At 44.5% G+C, this 15,071-nt stretch carries 15 protein-coding genes; 7 read left to right on the top strand and 8 right to left on the bottom strand.

Translation table 11 applies throughout. The features are described from left to right. Positions 1–233 precede the first annotated feature (233 nt). The gene (locus G519_RS0127260) at positions 234–509 is read right to left on the bottom strand and encodes a hypothetical protein (RefSeq protein ID WP_029197391.1); all 276 of its coding nucleotides are present in this window, start codon (positions 507–509) and stop codon (positions 234–236) included. Positions 510–703: 194 nt separating this feature from the next. Further along, the gene (locus tag G519_RS0127265) at positions 704–1,897 is read right to left on the bottom strand and encodes an S-layer homology domain-containing protein (RefSeq protein ID WP_029197392.1); all 1,194 of its coding nucleotides are present in this window, start codon (positions 1,895–1,897) and stop codon (positions 704–706) included. A 219-nt stretch (positions 1,898–2,116) separates the two neighbouring features. Here G519_RS0127265 and G519_RS0127270 point away from each other — a divergent pair, with 219 nt between their 5' ends. From G519_RS0127270 to G519_RS44760, 4 genes are all read left to right on the top strand, one after another. Continuing rightward, positions 2,117–3,772 carry an FAD-dependent oxidoreductase gene (locus G519_RS0127270; protein WP_029197393.1) on the top strand — a complete coding sequence of 552 codons (1,656 nt, stop codon included), beginning with the start codon at positions 2,117–2,119 and terminating at the stop codon, positions 3,770–3,772. A 292-nt stretch (positions 3,773–4,064) separates the two neighbouring features. After that, positions 4,065–4,841, top strand: a complete 777-nt coding sequence (locus G519_RS0127275) for a DeoR/GlpR family DNA-binding transcription regulator (RefSeq protein WP_029197394.1) — start codon at positions 4,065–4,067, stop codon at positions 4,839–4,841. Continuing rightward, positions 4,834–5,658 (top strand): Cof-type HAD-IIB family hydrolase, encoded by an 825-nt coding sequence (locus tag G519_RS0127280; protein WP_029197395.1) that lies wholly within the window; start codon positions 4,834–4,836, stop codon positions 5,656–5,658. The genes G519_RS0127275 and G519_RS0127280 overlap by 8 nt, the downstream gene beginning before the upstream one ends. Further along, entirely contained in the window at positions 5,655–6,833 is a 1,179-nt protein-coding gene (locus G519_RS44760; RefSeq protein ID WP_051253726.1) for an MFS transporter, read from the top strand. The genes G519_RS0127280 and G519_RS44760 overlap by 4 nt, the downstream gene beginning before the upstream one ends. Positions 6,834–6,878: 45 nt before the next feature. Here the strand turns inward: G519_RS44760 and G519_RS0127290 are convergent, their stop codons facing one another. From G519_RS0127290 to G519_RS0127305, 4 genes are all read right to left on the bottom strand, one after another. After that, positions 6,879–7,424, bottom strand: a complete 546-nt coding sequence (locus tag G519_RS0127290) for a hypothetical protein (RefSeq protein WP_029197396.1) — start codon at positions 7,422–7,424, stop codon at positions 6,879–6,881. A 47-nt stretch (positions 7,425–7,471) separates the two neighbouring features. Then, positions 7,472–8,908: a DEAD/DEAH box helicase gene (locus tag G519_RS0127295; protein WP_029197397.1), complete on the bottom strand. Its 1,437-nt coding sequence runs from the start codon at positions 8,906–8,908 to the stop codon at positions 7,472–7,474. A 111-nt stretch (positions 8,909–9,019) separates the two neighbouring features. After that, on the bottom strand, positions 9,020–9,541 hold the full coding sequence (locus G519_RS0127300) for an RNA polymerase sigma factor (protein ID WP_268616485.1): 522 nt from the start codon (positions 9,539–9,541) through the stop codon (positions 9,020–9,022). Between the two features lie 150 nt (positions 9,542–9,691). After that, positions 9,692–10,525 carry an alpha/beta hydrolase family protein gene (locus G519_RS0127305; RefSeq protein ID WP_127528074.1) on the bottom strand — a complete coding sequence of 278 codons (834 nt, stop codon included), beginning with the start codon at positions 10,523–10,525 and terminating at the stop codon, positions 9,692–9,694. An 82-nt stretch (positions 10,526–10,607) separates the two neighbouring features. Here G519_RS0127305 and G519_RS0127310 point away from each other — a divergent pair, with 82 nt between their 5' ends. Next, positions 10,608–10,868 carry a DUF2573 family protein gene (locus G519_RS0127310; protein WP_029197400.1) on the top strand — a complete coding sequence of 87 codons (261 nt, stop codon included), beginning with the start codon at positions 10,608–10,610 and terminating at the stop codon, positions 10,866–10,868. Positions 10,869–10,924: 56 nt separating this feature from the next. Here the strand turns inward: G519_RS0127310 and G519_RS0127315 are convergent, their stop codons facing one another. Both G519_RS0127315 and G519_RS0127320 read right to left on the bottom strand, forming a co-directional pair. Further along, positions 10,925–11,701 carry an SDR family NAD(P)-dependent oxidoreductase gene (locus tag G519_RS0127315; RefSeq protein ID WP_029197401.1) on the bottom strand — a complete coding sequence of 259 codons (777 nt, stop codon included), beginning with the start codon at positions 11,699–11,701 and terminating at the stop codon, positions 10,925–10,927. 102 nt (positions 11,702–11,803) lie between these two features. Continuing rightward, positions 11,804–12,262 (bottom strand): chemotaxis protein CheX, encoded by a 459-nt coding sequence (locus G519_RS0127320; protein WP_029197402.1) that lies wholly within the window; start codon positions 12,260–12,262, stop codon positions 11,804–11,806. A 284-nt stretch (positions 12,263–12,546) separates the two neighbouring features. Between G519_RS0127320 and G519_RS44765 the strand changes: the two genes are divergently transcribed. Beyond that, positions 12,547–14,211, top strand: a complete 1,665-nt coding sequence (locus G519_RS44765; RefSeq protein ID WP_051253727.1) for a PAS domain-containing sensor histidine kinase — start codon at positions 12,547–12,549, stop codon at positions 14,209–14,211. 25 nt (positions 14,212–14,236) lie between these two features. Next, entirely contained in the window at positions 14,237–15,028 is a 792-nt protein-coding gene (locus tag G519_RS0127330; protein WP_036633899.1) for a TIGR01457 family HAD-type hydrolase, read from the top strand. Positions 15,029–15,071 lie beyond the last annotated feature (43 nt).

Here is a 15,071-nt window from a genome sequence, read left to right on the forward strand (position 1 = left end):
TTTTGAACGATTTCTCGTTCGTGCTTACTCACTCGTTGTTCAGTTTTCAAAGATCAATTTCTTTCGTTTTTCCGTTCTGCTCTCGCGACCGGATTTATAATATAGCATAATAGCCCAACTAAATGCAAGCTTTATTTTTACTTTTTTCGATAAAAATTTCAGCTCGTTTTAGCCGGATCAATAATATATCATGGTAACTTGGATAATTCAACACCTATTCGACATTTTTTTTATCAAGGTTCGCGATTAAGCACTTGCTCTACAAGTTCCTGTTCAAAACGTTCCTTGAGTGAATCATTGCTAGGCCCTACGACCAAGCCAATCTCTTTGAATTCGCGGATCAAGTTTTGAACATCAGAAAGGTTACCCTCCTGTGCGAATTGCTCTGTCTGCTCAATAACATGATAAGCAATGGCTTGATATGCATCGGAAAAGCTTTGGTCAACGGATGCAGCGCCTCGGTAATCGGCATAATACCTTTTGAATGTATCCATTAAAGATTCGTTCATTATTAGTCCACTCCTAATATAGGGATCTTTGAGCCGTAGCTCAAAGTCTCTCCGCAATGCAAGATAAAGGACAGTTTTCCACATTAAAAGCAAGATTATACAACTAAAAAGCACAGAAAGCCCCCTGCTATAAATAAGCAAGGAGCCAACTGCATGTATCTAACCTTTTCTATATCATTCGAATGGTGCTTTTATTATTTCACATCAATAGAAGTAACTACTTGGTTCTGTCCTTTAAGCTGGATCAGATGACCTTGTGTGAATGCACCTAAGTTACCAGTCAAAGCAACATCAGCAGCTACATTATAAATCGTAGTCTGGTTGACGCCGTTAATGTTTTGAGTAATGGAGATTGTTGCAATCTTACCTTGAGCATTAAGAGTAGTCGCATTCAACGTACCCAAAACATCGAAGGATTGGTTAACATCAGCCAATTTCGTCACTTCAACGAAGACGACCTGGTTATTGAAAGAACGAACTTTTACTTCATCGCCAACTTGTAGAGCAGAAGCTGGCACTTTCACACCATTGCGCAAAATGAAAGCATCTGGATGTAGAACGTATTGCGTAGTAACACCTGCTTTAGTAACTGGCAGCACGTTGTTGTAAACGGCTCCGCTCACAGAACCTGCGATTGCATTTTGCTCATCTGGGAGTTGGCTGCTTGTACGATCCAATAATGCTGCCAATTGAGCACGTGTTACATTTTGCCCAGGTCTAAATGTGTTGTCCTCGAAGCCATCAACCAATTTCTTTTCAATCGCTTCTTCGATATATCCTACAGAACCTGCTGGGATTTTGTTCGCATCTTTAAACGTTAGTGTTGTGTTCATTTTCGTTTTAGCTTCTGCTTCCAATTTCAAAGCTTTAACCAACAACGTAGTAGCCCACAAGCGGTTTGCTTCTTCTTGCGGTTTAACAGAATCATCGTTTTCCGTGAACAAATCGTTCTCAAGTGCTACAGCTACATACCCTACAGCCCATGAAGGAATTTTGTCTGCATCTTTGAAATTTAATTTCGTTTGCATTGCAGCAGTTGATTCAGCTTTATCACGCAATCCCATCAATCGAACTGCTGCCGTAATCGCCTCAATGCGGGTAACAGAGTTGTCAGGCTTGAACGTACCATCTTCATAACCTTCGAATACTTGCTTAGAAGCAAGACTTGCTATGTAACGCATTGCCCATTGAGCACCTTTGAGATCATTAAAATTAATGCGAATTTGAATATTGCCTTTTACATTAATGTTTTGATTATATTGATTCTTGTTGCCATTACCGCGATCATCATGGTCATTACCTTTGGCAAATGCTGCGGAAGCGCCACCCATTACCATTGTAAATACAAGACCAGTTGCTACAAATTTCTTCATTAGATTCTTTTTCATATTCAAGTTCCCTCTCCCTTATTCATATAGTTGGTTTTATTAAGTTGTGTGGAGCCTTCGCGAAGGGTTCCTGGTTATGCTACAAGAATTCGCCCATCCGATTATCTTTTGGGGGGTGGACATGAAATCTTTTATATCAACCTATTTCTGGGTCTGTTAAATCCGCTATGAAACTGCTAAACTTAAACCATATCAGACTATCATTAAAGGAGTTTATACATGCGTTTACGGAATCCGCGAGTTCAACTTATTATTGCTCTAGCCGTTCTGCTTATTGTTTTCTTCGCATTTTCGTATAACAAGGTTTGGCCTAAGCAAGGGAATAAGGAACCAGAAGCTGTTTCTGGGCCAACCATCATGCATCCAAACTCACCAGTCGTTAGCGCTGTCCCCACAGCACCTGTTGTCGCAACAAATAATGAGAGTGTTACTACGTATCCTACTGAACACATCGATGTCGTTGTGATCGGCAGTGAGCTCGAAGGTCTTTACCTAGCCAGAGCTGCAGCAGATGAAGGCTTGAAGGTTAAAATACTGGATCCTCATAAAGCTTTTGGAGGTCAGATTCTCCAAAGTCAAATGCTATTTCTCGATGAAACTCGCGACGATCAAGGACATTTACTTGTACAGGGTCGTGTCAAAGAATTATTCGACGGTTTCCGAAATGCCAAAATTCGTAAGCTTCCTGAATTCACTACATATATGAATAAATTAATGAAAGACATTCCTTTGGAATCTGGCATTGTCATTAATGAGATTGAACAAACGAATACACCTGATCATATGAACAAAATCTCTTCTATCGTTTACAGTACGGAGCAGAATGAAAAAAAGAAAATTACAGCCTCCTATTGGGTCGACAACAGTGATTACGCGGCGTTAATCAGTCGATTGGATGCCAAGCGTTTGCCAGGTCTCGAAAAGTTCTATGGTCAAAAAGAGATCGAGTATATGAGTGCCGGTATGATGATGAAGTTCAAAAATGTCGACTGGAAAAAGTTTAATACCGCATTTAATTTATTAAAGCCGGAAGAGAAATCGAAGCAATTCGGTGGCGGTTATGTAAGTGATAGCTTTGCTATTGGGCTAAGCGGAATGACTAAGGCCTATCATCCTACCAATGATCGAGTCTTCCTAAGAGGATTGAATGCGGTAAATCAACGGGATGGGGAAGTACTAATTAACGCCCTTCTTGTTTATACCGTGGATCCTTCTAAACCTGAATCCATCCTAGAGGCTGTTAGCCTGGGTAATAAAGAAACACCTTTGATTCTCAATCACTTCCGTAAAACGTTACCGGGTTGGGAACATGCTGAATTAGGCGAACTACCTACGTATCCCTATGTCCGAGAATATAATCATTATGAAATGGACTATGTTTTAAAACCATCTGATCTCCTTTCAGGCACGATGTTCTGGGATAATGTCAGTATTGGCGGGTATCCGCTTGATTTACAGGGCACAAGTGCTAACAAGTGGGGGATTGAAATGGGGCGTCCGGATAAATACGGCATGCCGCTGCGCAGCTTTTTGCTAAAAAATTATGATAATGTCATCGCGGCAGGAAAAAATGTAGGTTCATCGGCTATCGCCTATGGAAGCACAAGAATTCAACCGAACACGAGTCTTGCCGCAGAGTCCATCGGAGTTATATTAGGTCAACTGCATGGCAAGCAAAAGCTCAGGGAAATCACTCCCGATGAAATGGCCAAACTCCAGCAGTACTTAGCTCTTCACTATCAAATCAAACTTACTGGTGTAGTAGGTACGAATAAAATTATCGGTTGGAACGAGGAAGAAATTAGAAAGCTAGACTCTGGAGAAATTACGTATCCTAGTTATATTAAAACCAGAAAAAAACCTGCTGTTAAATAACAGTTAAATGATGAGAAAACCTCTATCGAGGCCATTCAAAGATGAGCGACCGCGTTTAGAGGTAAGTTTTATCGCCAATAAGAAAGCGGTTTTCGTGAACCGAAAACTTATTCTTTCTTATGTGGTCAGAAAACCGTGCATTCGCTCCTTGAGCGAATACGCGGTTTTTTTATGCAGAATAGCGTTAAATTTTACTAAAACAAAATAGTTGAAAAGAATGCATATTCCGCATTATAATAAGTCATATACTTATAATCACTTATAATCACTTATACAAAAGGGGTGAAAACACTTGTTCCAAGAAGAAAGACTTATTTCAATCGTCGAATACTTAAAATCAAATAAGCGAATTACCGTTGACCTAATTTGTGAGCTCTACGATGTTTCACGGGATACTGCTAGACGTGACATGGTTAAGCTCGAAGAGCAAGGGACTATCGTTCGAACGCGCGGCGGTGCCATCCTACCCACCCTTTCCAAAGAAGTTGGCGATTATGATCAAAGGCTGCAAGCAGAGTCTTCTTCGAAGCTAACGATTGGCAAGACAGCTGCGGCACTCGTTCAAGATGGCGATTATATCATGATGGATGCCTCGACCACAGTCCTTCATGCAGCCACCCTACTTAGCTCCAAACAGAATATCGTCGTGACAAGTTCAATTGAAATTGCTGCTATTCTAACTCGTAAAGATGAAACAACGATCCATATTCTTGGCGGTGTACTGGATAACAAGCACCATAGTGTATACGGAGCGAAAGCGATCGAGATGTTAAATGACTATCATGTTGATAAGCTGCTCATCGGAACTTGCGGAATTACAGAAGAAGGGCTGTCAGCTCCAAACGAAGAGGATTGTTATTTGGTGAGAGCCATGATGCAGCATGCGGACCAAGTTATTGTACTTGCGGATCATTCCAAATTCGGAAAGCGATTATTCCATCGCGTAGTAGGGTTCGAGCGTATCGACATCCTCGTAACGGATCAGGCATTAAGCCCTGAGATGAAAGAGAAATTACTTGCATGTGATGTGGAAATCGTATTAGCAGGAGGAGAAGACCAAGATGATTAAACTTATCGTAAGTGATTTGGATGGAACATTACTTGATCATAGTAAAAAAGTCAGTTCACGAGAATTGGCTGCCTTAAAGAAAGTCAAAGAAGCCGGTATGATGCTTTGTTTGGCATCGGGAAGAATGAACATTGAAATGCAGATGGTTTTAGAGGAGATCGGCCATCGTGCCTACTCCGTATCACAGAATGGCGCGTTCATCCATTTGGAGGACGGTACGTTCATGAAATCACAGCATTTTCAACCTAAATTGGCTTATCAATTGTACCAGTTGCTTAAAGGATTTGATCTCGTCAAGCTCGTTTGCTCGGGCGAAGCGAATTATATCACGCATTTGACTCCTGCATCCGATGAAGTGCAATCCCGAACCTTCCAGCCTTTTATTATAAAAGAAGATATGGAGCAGTCTTTGGAAGGGGACTTTGCTGTTTGTAAGTTCTCGATGTTTGGAGAAATAGAAACACTCTTAAAGCTTAAGGCTCTATTGGAGGAAAAGCTTGGGGATCAGCTGGAGTTGTTCATTTCTGATAAAGATTGTCTTGATATTATGCCTCGCTCTGTTTCAAAGGGCAGCTCTTTGCTTGTTCTTATGGAGAAATTGGGCTTGAAGCCAGAAGAGGTGGCCTGTTTCGGGGACTCTTTCAACGATGTTTCCATGTTCGGCATCACTCCTCATAGTTTTGCTATGAAAGGGGCTCATCCCGAGGTCAAACAAAAAGCCATTTACCACGTAGATTCTGTGGCCGAAGCCATTGGTCATGTATTTGCCTATAACGAGAAATTTGCTTTAGAGCAAAAAGGAAGCACGGCCTTATGAAAAGACTACTTACGATGGCCTGCTTGTCTTACTTATTGACCGGCTGCACCCACGTTATTTTCGGAGCTGTATTGCCCGAATTACTCGCTCATTACGGAAGAAGTTACAGCGACGGGGGACTACTCGTATTCATGGAATTTGGAGGCTTCCTTCTGGGTGTGCTCTGTATGCCAGCTCTGATTCGTCGGATCAGTCGCAGAAGTACCATTACGACCGCTTTTGCTCTTCTCTTCTTCGCAATGCTCGCCATCGTTCTCCTGCCTCCTTGGCCGATCGCGGTTTGTCTGTCCTTCATCGCCGGGGTTGCTTTCGGACTCGTTGAGTCCAGCATCAGCACCTTCGTATTAATTGCAGCCAAAGATCAACAAGCGATTGCCTTCAGCAAGCTAGAGGTTTTCTTCGGACTTGGGGCATTATTTATGCCCATAGTGTCAAGCATCCTGATTGCCAATGGTTTATGGAAATACGGATTTATGCTATTGGGATTAAGCGCACTCATTGCATGTATCGTCTGGTCGAAGCTTTCCTTAGGCGAGCATGATGAGCTATTGGCTCATAAAGCGGATCGCTCGCAGCAGACAGAGAAACTCCCTGTACTTACTAAGAGTTCCTTGACGTTTCTTTGTTTACTCATGATTGTTTTCTTCTTATATGTAGGAATGGAAAATACCATCGTTAATTTCTTGCCGTCGATCTTTACCGATCAATTACATGCTTCCAGCTCCGTTTCATCACTTGCCGTAACAGCCTATTGGTTAGCTATGGTTGTAGGCCGGCTATTCGCAGGTGTTGTTGCCGAGAAAATGACTTATTTCCGTTATTTGGCGGTCTCTTTTGCAGGCAGTCTGCTCACCGTACTTATCTGGGTGTTTAGCACGAATCTATGGAGCAGCTTCGCCGTTGTACTATTACTTGGATTATTCATGTCCGGTATGTTCGCAGTAGCTCTCATTTATGCCAATCAACTGCTTCCAGGCCGTACGGAGCAAACGACGAGTACACTAATCGCAGCAGGTGGCTTAGGAGGCTCTATTCTTCCCCTAGGTGTCGGTTGGGGGATGGACCGCTTTGATGTTGGCGTGTCCATTTGGTTTGTATTAATTGGCATGTGTGTCGTATTAGGTATCATTTTATATTCTCGGAGATGGCACGTTCAGACCTCACAGTCTGTATAAAGTAAAAAAAAGCTGAAATCCTTCATGGATTCAGCTTTTTCTATGTTATCGCAGCGGCTTTAATTGGATGATCATGGCTTTTTCCTCGAATAATACGTTCCTTACACCAATTAGTTTTGGCAAATGATCTTCAATAGGAAGTTCAATAGGCGCAAGTTGAACCCATTCGCTTGGTACTTGCATGCCTTTAACACTCGTATTTCTATGTTGAATGACTAAATTCGGCGGGTTCCAAGCAAGGGTGAACATCATTTGGGCACCGATGGGTATCTTCTCCCGCCACCTCACATTGACGTCAGCGACAAGGTTTGAACCTTGAAGTGTAAGCTTCGCCCCTTCAATTCGAAAATCGTTAGGCAGAACCTGATGGGCAGCTAGCTGCTTCTTTAACACCTCATTAAGGTCTTCTTCGGTAAGCCGTACTTCAAGCTTCCGGTTCTTGACAATGTCCGCAATCTTACTGCCGATCGTGATTTCTTTGTAATCTAGGTTTAAAGCTTCGGTTGGTCTAACATGCCGAACGGCGATCGCAAGTAGCGCCGTAAGGATGATGACCACAACGATGGCGAAAATGAAAAATTTTTTCAGCACGTTTCACACCCCGCAGATACAATTTGTTGTTGCCCTCGTAGATAGGGCTACTCTTTGTTCTGCTGCTTTTCTTTGAGCCAGCGAGGAGCGCCCTTGCTCTTGCGATCTCGCTCGCGCTCTGCTTTACTCACGGCCTTGCCACCGGCGGCCGTGTTCGTGTTCGCCTGCGCCGCCGGCTTCGCCGGGGCAGCGCTGCTCTGGCCGCGCGCGTCTGGCGTCGCGGCGCTAGTGCGCACCGCGCCCGCTGGCGCGGCTGCATCCCGCGCGCCGGCGGAGCTGCGCGAAGATGCTGCGCCGCTCGGGCGCGCAGCTTCGCGGCGGCTGCGCATCGTCGCCGCACTGCGGTCTTGGGCCGGGTCGACGAGCCGGCCCTCGAACATCGCCTTCGGCGCGATCGTGATGCCGAGCTGCTTCTCGAATTTCTCGAGAATGAACTGCTCCTTCGGCGTCACGATAGAGATGGTCGTGCCCTCGCGGCCCATCCGACCGGTCCTGCCTACGCGGTGGAGATAATACTCCGCGTTGGTCGCAGGATCCAAGTGGAAGACGTGGGTCACGCCTTCAATATCCAGTCCTCTTGCAGCAACGTCCGTTGCAAGCAGCAATTGAAATTTCCCATCCCGGAAATTCCCCATCACTCTGGCCCGATCCTGTTTGCTAGCTTCTCCGTACAAGGCTTCAACAGATAAACCAACGTATTGGAGTTTGCCCACCACTTGGGCAATATCGTCCGTAACGTTGATAAACACAATAGCTGATTTAGGCTTAATCAGACGCACAAGTCTTCTTAAAGTATCAATCTTTTCCCGCTCCTGACACACCACATACATGTGTTCCAATGTTTCAGCTGTACGTTGACTCGGATTGATTTTGATAATCACAGGATCTTTGAGCCATCTCCCTGCAGCTTGCTCGGTGCTTTGCGGGATCGTCGCGGAAACAAACACCATCTGACTGGACTTAAGCATACCTTTAAGGACGGCTTCAACATCCTGCATGGAACCTAACTCAAACACTTGATCTACTTCATCAACAATACCCATTTTCACATGATGCAACGTTAGCTTCTTAATTTTCATAAGTTCAAGCAAGCGACCCGGCGTCCCCACAACAATATGAGGGTGTAGTCGAAGCTTTTCTACTTGTCGAACAATGGCCGCTCCACCGATAAGAGATTGAGAACGAATCGGTCCTCCGTCTGTGAACTTCTCAATTTCCTGCATGATTTGCATACCAAGCTCCCTGGTGGGAACGACAACAAGCACCTGCAGTTGTTTTTGTGCAGGATCGATCCGTTCCAATGCTGGGAGTAAATAGGCTAATGTTTTACCTGTACCCGTTTGTGATTGAATGATGGCATCTTTCCCTTGCTTTAAAACAGGAATACCTTCCGCTTGAATCGGTGTTGGCTCACCCATCCCTAATTCTTGCAATTTATCTAAATAGGACTGCGCGATCTGCAGTTGTTCAAAGCTTGTACTCAATTTACGAAAACCCCTTTTCTCATCCAATCTAATGTCCCTATTATATGTCACGCCGTAAAACGATACAAATCGACAACCATTAAAAGCAGAAATAAGAGTCCTTAAGGACTCTTATCCGCCAGTTCCCCACTCTTCAAGCAGTCTCTGCTTAATCACATCACGTGCCCGGAACAAGCGTTGTCGAACAACTCCCTCCGTTACACCAAGCTCATTAGCCATATCTTTGTAAGATAAATTATGGATCCATTTCATCGCAATAATTTGTCTGTAGGAGGGGCTAAGCTGATTGATGTAGGTGATAATAGCCTCACGCATTAGCTTCAGCTCTACTTCTTGGTCCAGTGGGACCAGATATTCAGATGTGGATGCCGCTTCCTTGATGCAGAGGTTGAGTTCAGCTTCCAGCTCATCTCGGTTGCGCTTGTGCTTGCGAAGATGATTGAGTGTAACATTCCGAGTTAACTTCTTAACCCAGCTTTCATATTTATCAATCTCAGTCAATAAAGGCGCTTTACGCACCGCCCTAAGAAATGACTCCTGGATAATGTCTTCCACCGCCGCATGATCCCTCAATATGAAGTAGATCATGGGATATACGAGAAGATAGAACTCCTGGTATATCTGCTCCTGCACGCTTTTATCTAATGTATAAAAATCACTGCTGAATATCAGTCTCAGAGACTTCGAATTAAACGCCCCCTAGCCTACCAGGTAGAACCAACGTAGTGTGTTCCTACCTTATTTTAGGTCATAAAACGGGAGTAAACAATAATAATAATTAAATTAAGTGGAAAAGACTTCCTGCCTACTTCGTTTAAGCTTCTCATCAAGCCATGCAAATACGTCATCCAGAGCCTTTTCATCCTCTTTTCGAGGAAAACGATGCTCAAGCCCTGCATATAACGCCATCGTATAATCTTTGCCTGCTTGCTCCAAAGAATTAGCCAGTTTTCTTGCATGTCCGATGTCCACTTGTGAATCCTTCGTTCCATGAATAATATAGATTGGCGAGTCAATTTCATTTGCCCAATAGGCTGGGGACCGATCGATGTAAGCCTCGACTTGTTTCTTCGGATGTCCGACAACCCGTTTGAGCATCCGCCGCAAATCCACACGCTGCTCATAGGTATCCAACATGTCACTTACCCCTCCCCAAACGACAACAGGACCAACCCCGCTGCACTCTCGGGCTGCACGCATGGCCATAACAGCACCTCTGGAAAATCCGATCAGTGGTACGGGACCTAGCAGTACTTCCTCTAAAGATTGCACCATTGGAATCGCATGAAACAAATCGAACCTGTCTTCCCCGCCAAAATCCTCACGTCCTTCACCACCTTCATTCCCCCGATAATAAGGAGCAAAGACGACGTAGCCTCGTTTAGCCATCGAAATAATTCTTCGTTTACGAACCATCCCTACGCGTTTAATACCGCCGCGGCAGTATATGACAGCAGGTCGTGGACTTGTTCCATCTGGAACGGCTAATAGGCCTTTCACTTTTAGGCCTTGACTAACATAAGTAAGGATATACAGCGATATATGCTTCACGAAGCAGCGAATTTGCTCTTTTCCTAGTAATTGACCATCTCGGATATCATCTAGTGCTATGGACATGGTTTCCCCCTTTTTGACAGCTGTCATATCATCATATAAACTAAACGTACTACACCTATTTTCCATCCGAAGGGATGAAACTATGAATACAGATTTTGAGAACGAATTTAATTCCTTAGTGTTCAAAACAGCTGAACTCATCACAGGCGATACTTCGCCTGAAATGCTTGAGAAAATTAAGATCTGGGCGTTTTTTAATCATGTCCATAAGTCGCTGCCGGCACTAACCTCTCACTGGAATCAAACACATCCAGAAGGCAAAGCCGAAGTACGCCGCATTTTCGAAGAAATTCGAGAATTGAACCAGGCCTTGCAAGCGGCCAAAAAGCCGGAACAGACTTAGAATCGTCCATCCATGAAAGAAAAAAAGCGGAATCCCTATCAATAGCTGGGAGCCGCTTATTTTTTATTTAAAATGCCTGATGCCAAGCGGTCGAACATCCGCGGGAATAGATGAAATAATTTGATTCCCATACCAGCTACAAAAGGAAGGTCTTTCTCAGGAATATTTTTTTCAATCGCATGTAGGAGTTCTTTGACGACTTTCTCCGGTTTAAGCATAAACCAAGCCACATTTTTAACATAGTTACCGCTAGGGTCTGCTTTGTCAAAGAAAGGTGTGGAGATAGGTCCCGGGTTTATCGCAGTTATTGAGATCCCAGTTCTATTTAGCTCCTGTCGCAAGCTGTTCGTAAAGCCCAACACTGCATGCTTAGTCGCGGAATAACCTGTAGATTTAGCCGAACCGATCTTACCCGCCATAGAAGCCACGTTCACGATATGACCGCTCCCCGCCTTCAACATATGGGGCAATACAGCTTGGGTACAGCGGACTAGGCCCATATAATTTACATTCATCATTTCTTCAAAATGAGCAAGCGGCGCCTCCGCAAACGACTCAAAAATCCCGTACCCCGCGTTATTAATCAAAATATCAATGCGACCAAATTGGGCTATGATTTGTCCCACAACTTCATTAACCTGCTCCGTATTCGTGACATCCATCTCGTAAACGGCATGCTGCCCTTGCAAGCCTGAAGCAATTTCTTCAAGTTTAGCTGAACTGCGTGCTGTTAATATAGGAATGGCTCCTTTGGCTGAGAATTGCTGTGCCATAACGGCCCCAATGCCGCTCGAAGCACCTGTTATCAAGACGATTTTGTTCGAAATGTTCAAGCTTACCTTCTCCTCATTGCGTAGATTTATATATAAAAAAATGGAGGTACCGCTTCAGCAGCACTCCAGTTCATTTTAACATATGTATCTGTAATAGGTCTCTTACGTGATTAATACTTGAATGTCCAGTTCGCCAATGTTATCCATGATCAAAGGTATGGTCAATGCTTTCTTCGGCACAAATCCTGCAGCTGTCGCAGATTGAACAATTTTGGGCGGTGTAATATCTACCCTAACCCCTTGATTGAAGAGCATTGTGCTTGCATTCCCACTAATCATATTCCCCAGCTCAGAGATGGCGCTCTTACCCATTTCATCCATTTCTGTAATAACAAATCCACCCATCATGGCAGAAACCATTTTCAAAGCAACATCCTCAGCTAAGCCGAAAACAATATCGCCTTCCATCTGCCCGGTCATCCCGATTTGGATCCAGATATACTTTTCCACAAATTTGACGTCTTTGACGCCGAGCTGCCCCGTTGTTGGGCGAATGTTAGCAACTTGCTCGATGACAATTCTAGCCGACTCCAAAAAGGGATTAATGTACTCAGCCTTCATAGCTCCGCTCCGATCTCATTTGTGAATAAGTTCCACAGAAAAACGACCTTTTTCAACATTATACCTAAAAAACTAGGACAAGTATACTGTCTTTTTCCATAAAATAGTTCCTACTGCTCAGATACACAAACTCATCCTACCTTCATACTTATATTGTCGAACAACGATATAATTGTTCATTAACAAAGGAAACTGCACCATGTATATGGAAGTTTATATATATTCGTGTCGAATCCTGATAAGCTTATGGGAGAAAATTCCTTAAAGGGGCGTTGAAAGTCTGTATGATTAAACAGCAAATTACTACTCGAAATTGGAGTTTATATCAACTAGCGCTTGTTTATCATATTATTGCCATATTTTTGATCTGGACAAATTTCTACTTTATTCATCCTCTTTCTTATGTGCAAAATAACCCACTAATAGGTCTATTTATCGATGTCATCCTATTTGGGTCCATACTCGGATTAGCTTTATTTGGCATTAAAATAGTTAAAAACCGAGAATCCTCCAATAACGAAACCGCAAAGAGGTATAAATCTCTTTATGATAATCATCCTGATTCTATTATCTCGTTTAGCTTGGACGGCGAAGTATTATCCGCTAATCATGGTTTGGAAAGTCTTCTTGGACTTGCTCGTGAGTCCTCGATGTTAACTTCCTTCATTCCTATGATCAATCCGCCCGATCTGCTCAAAGCGTTGCATCATTTCCAAGTGGCTTCAGCCGGGATGCCGCAAAATTTCGAGGCTGCTTTTGTTCATCAGAAAGGATACCCTATCCAATCCAATGTAACGTTCGTCCCGACCATGGTAGACGGTAGTATTGTTGGTGTCTTCGCCATTCTTAAAGATTTGACCGAGGTCAAGGAACAGAAGAAAGTCATTGATAAGCTGTATAAGCAAAATCAACTCATCCTCAATTCCGTATCGGAAGGGATTTACGGGATTGATCGGAGTGGTCGGACGATTTTCTGGAATAAGGCCGCTGAGGCTATAACTGGATGGAAAGTGGATGAAATGCTTGGCCGCCAAATTCATAATCTCATTCGACCCGTTAAGAGTGATGGTTCTCTTTATCCACCTGAGGAAAGTCCTATTTTGAGTACGATTCTGAATCATGAAGTTTCTGATATGCAAGAGGATATCTTCTGGCGAAAAGATGGAACCACGTTCCCGGTCATGTACATGTCTAGTCCCATGCTGGAGGGAAAAGGCCAACTATTAGGTACGGTTATTACTTTCAGAGATATTACCGAGTTGAAAAAGACGCAAGAACTGCTAATCAAATCAGACAAGCTTTCTGCTGTCGGACAGTTGGCTGCAGGCGTTGCGCATGAAATCCGTAACCCGCTAACGGCCTTGAAGGGATTTTTGCAGCTGCTTAAGACAAATAATGCTAAAGAGAAATATTACATAGAAATTATGCAAAATGAGCTAAAGCGAATTGAATTTATTGTAAATGAGTTCTTGTTTGTATCCAAGCCGCAGGCGACGCATTTCGCAACTCAAACCTTGGATTCCATTGTCACAAGCACAATTGAACTCCTGCAACCTCAAGCGCTGCTTGGTAATATTCAGATTGAAGCTGAACTTGTGCCAGATCTGCCGCCTGTCTCCTGTGATGAGCATCAGCTTAAGCAGGTTTTCATCAATATTATGAAAAATGCGTTGGAAGCTATGCAGCAAGGTGGTACAATGCGTATCCAAGCTCATCTGGATAATAACCCAAACTACATAACTATACGCTTCATCGATCAAGGGTGCGGTATTGCACCCGAGCGGCTGCCCAAGCTTGGCGAACCGTTTTATAGTACGAAGGAAAAAGGAACAGGACTAGGTCTTATGGTCTGTTACCGAATTATCGAAGCACATGGCGGCTTTATGGAAATTCGCAGTAAATTAGAAGAAGGAACGACGGTAGAGATCACACTTCCTTCCGCGAAATAAACACATGAATGGGAGCGTTAGCAAGATGAAAGGTTTTCTCATTGATTTAGACGGTACCCTATATCGGGGACATGAACCGATTCCCCATGCGGCGGCATTCATTCAATGGCTGCACCAGCACAAGTTAAAGTATTTACTCGTGACGAACAATTCGTCTCGCACGCCGGAGCAGGTAGCCGAGCATCTGCAAGAGCTCGGCATCGAGGTTCCAGCGGCAGCCGTCTATACGTCATCGCAGGCAGCCGCTCAGTACTTGACCGAGCAGCGCGGAGGCAACCGCGTGCATATGGTCGGCGAAGCCGGACTCCGGATCGCCTTGGAGGCGTCCGGCTTCGCCCTAAGTGATGGGACGACGCCGGATTACGTCGTCCAAGGCATTGACCGCAGCTTCTCCTACGAGAAGCTGACCGAAGCGGTCCGCCATCTGAAACATGGCGCGACCTATGTGTTAACCAACCCCGACCGCATGCTGCCGTCGGATGGTGGGCTTATGCCAGGAGCTGGCTCCCTGGCAGCTTCGATCACCGCCGCCTCGGGCGTGGAGCCTGTGGTGATCGGCAAGCCTTCGCCGATTATCATGGCTTACGCTATCGAGCGGCTCGGGCTGCCTGCCGCCGATGTCTGGGTCATCGGCGATAACGTGCATACCGACATCCGCGGAGGCAGGTTGGCGGGATGCCGCACGGCGCTCGTGTTGACCGGTGTCGCCACAGCGGACAACGTGCAAGAGCAGCTGGCGTCGGCGGGCTTGACGCCGGACTTGGTCTGTGATGATTTGCAGCATTTCATCGAGCTGTTCAATGGAATGGACAGCTAATAGCGTGCTTTCACATCCTACTAGGATGAGTTTGACCCGAGTT

The sequence above is a fragment of the Paenibacillus alginolyticus DSM 5050 = NBRC 15375 genome (genome assembly GCF_000422905.1).
Classification (GTDB): domain Bacteria; phylum Bacillota; class Bacilli; order Paenibacillales; family NBRC-103111; genus Paenibacillus_E; species Paenibacillus_E alginolyticus.

Bases quoted from the DNA above. Each gene is read 5' to 3' on its own strand.
- G519_RS0127260 (WP_029197391.1), bottom strand. From the start codon at position 509: ATGAACGAATCTTTAATGGATACATTCAAAAGGTATTATGCCGATTAC.
- G519_RS0127280 (WP_029197395.1), top strand. From the start codon at position 4,834: ATGATTAAACTTATCGTAAGTGATTTGGATGGAACATTACTTGATCAT.
- G519_RS44760 (WP_051253726.1), top strand. From the start codon at position 5,655: ATGAAAAGACTACTTACGATGGCCTGCTTGTCTTACTTATTGACCGGC.
- G519_RS0127270 (WP_029197393.1), top strand. From the start codon at position 2,117: ATGCGTTTACGGAATCCGCGAGTTCAACTTATTATTGCTCTAGCCGTT.
- G519_RS0127265 (WP_029197392.1), bottom strand. From the start codon at position 1,897: ATGAAAAAGAATCTAATGAAGAAATTTGTAGCAACTGGTCTTGTATTT.
- G519_RS44765 (WP_051253727.1), top strand. From the start codon at position 12,547: ATGATTAAACAGCAAATTACTACTCGAAATTGGAGTTTATATCAACTA.
- G519_RS0127320 (WP_029197402.1), bottom strand. From the start codon at position 12,262: ATGAAGGCTGAGTACATTAATCCCTTTTTGGAGTCGGCTAGAATTGTC.
- G519_RS0127330 (WP_036633899.1), top strand. From the start codon at position 14,237: ATGAAAGGTTTTCTCATTGATTTAGACGGTACCCTATATCGGGGACAT.
- G519_RS0127310 (WP_029197400.1), top strand. From the start codon at position 10,608: ATGAATACAGATTTTGAGAACGAATTTAATTCCTTAGTGTTCAAAACA.
- G519_RS0127305 (WP_127528074.1), bottom strand. From the start codon at position 10,525: ATGTCCATAGCACTAGATGATATCCGAGATGGTCAATTACTAGGAAAA.